Source organism: Cyanobium sp. Lug-B, from assembly GCF_024345635.1.
GTDB classification, from domain to species: domain Bacteria; phylum Cyanobacteriota; class Cyanobacteriia; order PCC-6307; family Cyanobiaceae; genus Cyanobium; species Cyanobium minutissimum.
This window is the reverse complement of sequence record NZ_JAGQBM010000109.1, coordinates 1-5,589: the sequence shown is the minus strand read 5'-3', so window position 1 is coordinate 5,589 and position 5,589 is coordinate 1. Positions and strand designations below refer to the sequence as shown.

Below are 5,589 nucleotides of genomic sequence, written 5' to 3'. Positions count from 1 at the left end.
CGGCGGGCGGGCTGAGCGGGGCCGCGGGGGCCGGCGTGCCCGTGCTGGCCGGGGTGGGTGTGCCCGTGCTGGCGGCGGGCTGGGCCGGGAGGGCGGGATTGCTCGGGGCGGGCTGGGCCGCCGTGGCCGCCGTTCCCGGCCAGCTGTCTGCATAGACGTACAGGTGGCCGAGGTTGCGGCCGCCGAACTGGCGCCGCATCAGCCGCCAGCCGGGCTCCATGTGGAGCTTGAGGAATCCGGGCGCACTGCCGCGGGTGCGGGCCACCACCATCTCAGGGCCGGCTCCGGCCCTGGTGGGGAAGGCCAGCAGCAGCATGTCGCCGCCGCTGCGGGTGACCATCAGCCGGTAGGAGGTGGCCAGGTCCTGGCCGCCCACCCGCACCGAGTAGCCGTTGGCGTCGATGTAGCGGTTGCAGATGCCGGTGAAATCGAAGGTGGCCAGCAGGGGGTTCACCGGGGACGGCAGGCCCTCGCCCACCTCGAAACAGGGGCGCACCGGTTTGAGCTGCTCGTAGATGTTGAGCTGGGCCTTGTCGCCCCGGGTGCCGATGGGGGCCGCCACCAGCAGGAAGTTCTGCTGGTCCACCTCGGCGGCGGCGAACAGGGCGGAGGCGCGGGCCGGAGCGGGGGCCGCGGTGGCCAGGGCGGTCGCCAGCACCGTCAGGGCCGCCAGGCCTGCGCGGGGAAGCACGGGGAGGGTCACGGCGTTCATCGAAGCGGCCTGAATCGTATGAACGGCAACCACCGGAATCCAGCCCGTGTGGCCCAATCGGGCGGCCGGTTGTCGGGCCGGCCGAGGGGTCGCGGCGTGATCGCAGCGGGACCGCCGCGGGCTCAGGCGGGCTTGTTGATGCGGATCGCCACCAGCAGCGCCAGCACCGTGCCCGGCAGGCTGCCGGCCAGGATCCAGCGGGTGGCCTGGACGCCCAGGTCGGGGTCGCCGTAGGAGAGCTCGAAGAGCGATCCGGTGGCGGCGATGCCGAGCAGGCAGGCCAGGCCCAGGAAGAGGCCGGCCAGGGGTTTCATCGGCATGGCAATCAGCGGATCGACTGGACGTCGGAGCGGCGGAAGCCCTGCTGCTGCAGGCCCTCGTTGAGGCTGAGCTCGTCGGTGACCCGATCGACGAACAGCACGCCCTGGAGATGGTCCATCTCGTGCTGGATGCAGCGGGCCAGCAGGCCGTCGGCCTTGAGGCGGCGCGGGCGACCCGTCTCGTCGCGGTAGGTGACCTCCACCACCGAGGGACGCACCACATCGAGGTAGACCCCGGGGATGCTGAGGCAGCCCTCCTCGTAGGTGTTGAAGGAGGCCCCGGCGGCGGTGATCTCCGGGTTGATCAGCACCAGCGGCGGGGTGGCGGCCTCCTCCAGGTCGAGGTCGATCACCAGCAGCTGGCGATGCACCCCCACCTGGGGGGCCGCCAGGCCGATGCCCTTGGCGGTGTACATGCTGCGCAGCATGTCGCGGGCCAGATCCCGGACCGAGGCATCCACCTTGCTGATCCGGCGGGCCGGGGCCCGCAGCTCCTTCGAGCCCAGCTTGTGGATCTCCAGGGGTGGCCGCTCCACCGGCACCTTCGGCACCAGCACGGAGTTGCCGCCCTGTTCGGCGGACCGTGCCATCTGGGCGAAGCTGCGCGCCAAGTCGTCACCTGAAACGATGGGGAGATTCTAGAAGCAGCCTGCGGAGGACTCGGTGGGGGCGCAGCCATGGCCGGACACGGCGCCCTTGCCGGCCGAGCTGGCGGTCGGCCGGACAGCCGGCATCGCCGAACCGCGGCTGGACGGAGGGCGCCTGTTCTGGCTGGAGCAGCGACCCGGGGAGCGGGGACGCACCACCCTGATGGGACGGGGCGGGGCCGGCGCAGCCCCGGTGGACCTGACTCCGGGCACCTGGAACCTGCGCACCCGGGTGCACGAATACGGCGGCGGCGCCTATGCGGTGGCGGGCGACCAGGTCGTGTTCGTCGACGACGGCGACCGCTGCCTGTGGCAGGTCACCCTCACCAGCGACGGCGATCCCGCCACCGTCGCGGAACCCCGGCGTCTCACCGCCCCGCCCGACCCGGAGCGGCCGCGGGCCTTCGCCGATGGCCTGATCGACCGGGGACGCCGGCGCTGGATCGGCGTGATGGAGCAGGACGGCCTCGACCGGCTCGTGGCCGTGCCCCTGGCGGGGGGTGAGCCGGAGCTGCTGCACCAGCCGGCCGACTTCTGCGGCTACGCCGTGCTGGCCCCAGGCGGCGGCCACCTGGCCTGGGTGAGCTGGGAGCAGCCGTTCATGCCCTGGGAGCGCAGCCAGCTCTGGCTCGCCGCCATCGATGCGGCCGGGCAGCTGCGGCAGGCCCGGCCGATCGCCGGCTCGGCGGCCGGGGATCCCCAGGGGATCTCGGTGTTCCAGCCCCTCTGGCTCGATGACGGCTCCCTGGTGGCTGCCAACGACCGCAGCGGCTGGTGGAACCTGGAGCGGCTGGCGGACGTGTCCGCCCTGGGGCCGGACACCCTGCCCCGCTGGCAGCCGCTCTGCCCCATGGAGGCGGAGTTCGCCACGCCGCAGTGGGTGTACGGCCTGCGCACCACCGCCTGGGACGGCACGCGACTGCTGGCGGCGGCCTGCCGCCAGGGGCGCTGGGAACTGGGCAGGCTGGCGCTGGATGGCGGCCCCTGGGAGCCGATCCCCCTGCCCTTCAGCGATCTGGCCGCCCTGAGCGCCGAGGCGGGCCGGCTGGTGGCGGTGGCCGCCGCCCCCGCCATCGGCCAGGGGCTGCTGGAGCTGGAGACCGCCAGCGGCACCTGGCGGCACACGCCGGCCGCCCCGCCGCCGCTGGCGGCCGAGGCGACGAGCCTGCCGGAACCCCTCGGGTTCGACGGCCACGGCGGGGCGCCCACCCACGCCTGGTACTACCCGCCCCGGGGCGGCAGCCACGCCGAGGCCCCCCTGCTGGTGAAGGGCCACAGCGGCCCCACCGCCATGGCCGGCACCGGGCTCAACCTGGCCATCCAGTTCTGGACCAGCCGCGGCTGGGGCGTGGTGGACGTGAACTACGGCGGCTCCACCGGCTTCGGGCGGGCCTACCGCGAGCGCCTTGACGGCCAGTGGGGGGTGGTGGACGTGGCCGACTGCGCCGCCGCCGCCCGGGCCGTGGTGGCGGCGGGCAAGGCCGACCCGACCCGGGTCGCCTTCGAGGGCGGCAGCGCCGGCGGCTTCACGGTGCTGGCGGCCCTGTGCTTCACCGACGTGTTCACGGCCGGCGCCGTCCGCTATCCGGTGACCGATCCGGAGGCCCTGCTGGCCGTGGAGCATCGCTTCGAGGCCCGCTACACCGAGACACTGATCGGCCCCTGGCCCGGGGCCCGGGCGCTTTACGAAGCGCGCTCACCCCTGCGCCATGCGACGCGGATCACGGCGCCGGTGCTGTTCTTCCACGGCCTCGATGACCGGGTGGTGCCGGCCAGTCAGAGTGAGCAGATGGTGGATGCGCTCAGGCAACGCGGACAGGAGGCGGAACTGCACCTGATTCCCGGGGAGGGCCACGGCTTCCGTGACAGCGCTGTGCGCACCGCGGTGCTCGAGGCCACCGAAGCCTTCTTCCGCCGCCAGTTCCACCTGTGATCGCATCGCTGGTGCCGGGGGTGGTGGATCGGGTGGAGTGGCTGGCCCTGGCCCTGGCCGCCTTGATGGTGCTGCTGCTGGTCGGCGCCGGCATCGGCGGCCTGCTGGGCATGAAGCGCTGGGGACTGCCGGAGGCCCTGCTGGCGGGTGGCCTGGGGCTGGTGGTGGCCCCGGCCGGGCTGCTGCCCCTGCTGCCGCAGCGTGTCATCGACCTCTGGGACCAGCTGCCCCTGCCCCTGCTGACCCTGGTGTTCGCCACGCTCCTGCTGGGCAAGCCGCTGCCGAAGCTGGGGGGGCTGTGGCGCCCGCTCTCGGCCCAGGTGCTGCTGGCCCTCACCCTGGCCTTCGGCCAGTTCCTGGTGGCGGGGTTGGCGGTGCTGCTGGTGCTGCAGCCCTGGCTGGGGGTGAGCCCGGTCATGGCCTGCCTGATCGAAGTGGCCTACGAGGGCGGCCACGGCTCCGCCGCCGCCATGGGGCCCACCTATGAGCGGCTGGGCCTGGAGGGGGCCCAGGCCCTGGGGCTGGCCATGGCCACCGTCGGGCTGCTGGTGTCGACGGTGGTGGGCGGCCTGCTGGTGGTGTTGGCCCGGGCCCGGGGCTGGTTGATGTTCCCCGATGCGCTGCCGATCGAGGCAGCGATGGCGCTCGTGGAAGAGGAGACTCCGCCGCTGCAGGAGGTGCCGATGGATCTGCCCCTGGAGGCGGGCACCGTCGAGGTGCCCGCACTGTGGCGGCAGCTCAGCGACTGGGCCGTGAACCTGGGCCTGGCGGGGGTGGCGGTGCTGTTCGGCTGCGGGGCGCTGGCGGTCCTGCGCTCCATCGCTGACGCCAGCGGCGGGGTCTTCGCCCTGGTGATCGACGCCCTGCCCGTGTTCCCCCTGGCCCTGGTGGGCTCGCTGCTGGTGCGCCTGATCCTGGAGAAGAGCGGCCAGACCCAGTGGGTCTCGACCGCCATCCAGGGCCGGACCGGCACGATCTCCGCCGATCTGCTGATCACCGCCGCCACCGCCTGCCTGGATCTGAGCCTGCTGGCCCACGACTGGATCCCCCTGACGGTGCTGGCGGTGGTGGGCCTGCTGTGGAACCTGGGGGTGATCCTGCTGCTGGCGCCGCGGATCCTGCCTCCCGACTGGTTCGAGCGGGCGATCATCGAATTCGGTCAGGCCACGGGGGTGGCCGCCAGCGGCCTGCTGCTGCTGCGCATGGCCGACCCGGGCGACCGCAGCCAGGCGGTGACGGCCTTCTCGATCAAGCAGCTGCTGCTCCAGCCCCTGCTGGCCGGGGGCGTGATCACCGTGGTGGCCCCGCTGGTGGTGGACGGCTGGGGCCTGCCGGCCTGGACCGGCCTCTGCCTGGGCCTCGTGGTGCTCTGGAGCGGGCTGGGGCTGTGGCTGGCGGCGCGGGCGCGGGCGGCGGTCTGATCAGCTTCGAACGATCTGTCCCGGGTGGAAAGCTGATGCTCCGCGCATCGCACTGACGGAGACAGCTGAGGGCGGATCAAGGACATTCATTAATCTTTAACGATTAATCCACGCTTACCCTGCGAAAGTTCACCAATTCCTTAGGCTGGCTCAGCTGTATTCATGGCTACAGTTAGTCTGCCTCTGACCCCGCCCCTGCTGTCGCTGGCGGCGATGTCCGACAGCGGCCTCCCGGGCGACAACCTCACCAAAGCCACCACCGCCACCATCAACGTGGCTGCCCAGAGTGGCCTGATCGTCACCCTCGGTGGCCAGAGCAGGACCGCCGTCAACGGCACCGCCTCCTTCGCTGTCCAGCTCCAGCCAGGCAGCAACACTGTCTCCGCCACGGTCCGTGACCTGGCCGGCAACATCAGTGATCCCGGAACCCTGGTGGTGGTGCGCGATGGCTCCCCACCAGCCACACCGGTGCTCTCCCTCGACCCCGCCTCCGACAGCGGCACCCGGGGCGACAACCGCACCAACGCCGCCAGTGCCACCCTCCTCGTGGCCGCCG

Annotated in this window: 6 protein-coding genes; 3 read left to right on the top strand and 3 right to left on the bottom strand. The window is 72.7% G+C overall.

From position 1 onward, the window contains the following. From KBY81_RS16310 to def, 3 genes are all read right to left on the bottom strand, one after another. Nucleotides 1-745, bottom strand: a 745-nt coding sequence (locus KBY81_RS16310) for a DUF3747 domain-containing protein (RefSeq protein ID WP_254977076.1), incomplete at its 3' end; no start/stop codon positions are given. Between the two features lie 89 nt (nucleotides 746-834). Then, nucleotides 835-1,032, bottom strand: coding sequence for a hypothetical protein (locus KBY81_RS16305; protein ID WP_254977074.1), 198 nt, complete (start codon nucleotides 1,030-1,032; stop codon nucleotides 835-837). A 5-nt stretch (nucleotides 1,033-1,037) separates the two neighbouring features. Beyond that, nucleotides 1,038-1,643, bottom strand: coding sequence for a peptide deformylase (gene def, locus KBY81_RS16300; protein ID WP_106222767.1), 606 nt, complete (start codon nucleotides 1,641-1,643; stop codon nucleotides 1,038-1,040). 85 nt (nucleotides 1,644-1,728) lie between these two features. On the opposite strand from def, the gene KBY81_RS16295 reads away from it, so the two are divergent. The 3 genes from KBY81_RS16295 to KBY81_RS16285 all read left to right on the top strand — a co-directional run. Next, nucleotides 1,729-3,612, top strand: a complete 1,884-nt coding sequence (locus KBY81_RS16295) for a S9 family peptidase (RefSeq protein WP_254977072.1) — start codon at nucleotides 1,729-1,731, stop codon at nucleotides 3,610-3,612. Beyond that, nucleotides 3,609-5,033: a sodium/glutamate symporter gene (locus tag KBY81_RS16290; protein ID WP_254977071.1), complete on the top strand. Its 1,425-nt coding sequence runs from the start codon at nucleotides 3,609-3,611 to the stop codon at nucleotides 5,031-5,033. Before KBY81_RS16295 ends, KBY81_RS16290 begins: the two co-directional genes overlap by 4 nt. Nucleotides 5,034-5,195: 162 nt before the next feature. Next, a partial coding sequence (locus tag KBY81_RS16285; RefSeq protein WP_254977069.1) for an Ig-like domain-containing protein occupies nucleotides 5,196-5,589 on the top strand: 394 nt, incomplete at its 3' end.

Coding starts and splice junctions, on each gene's coding strand:
- KBY81_RS16305 (WP_254977074.1), bottom strand. CDS start 1,032: ATGCCGATGAAACCCCTGGCCGGCCTCTTCCTGGGCCTGGCCTGCCTG.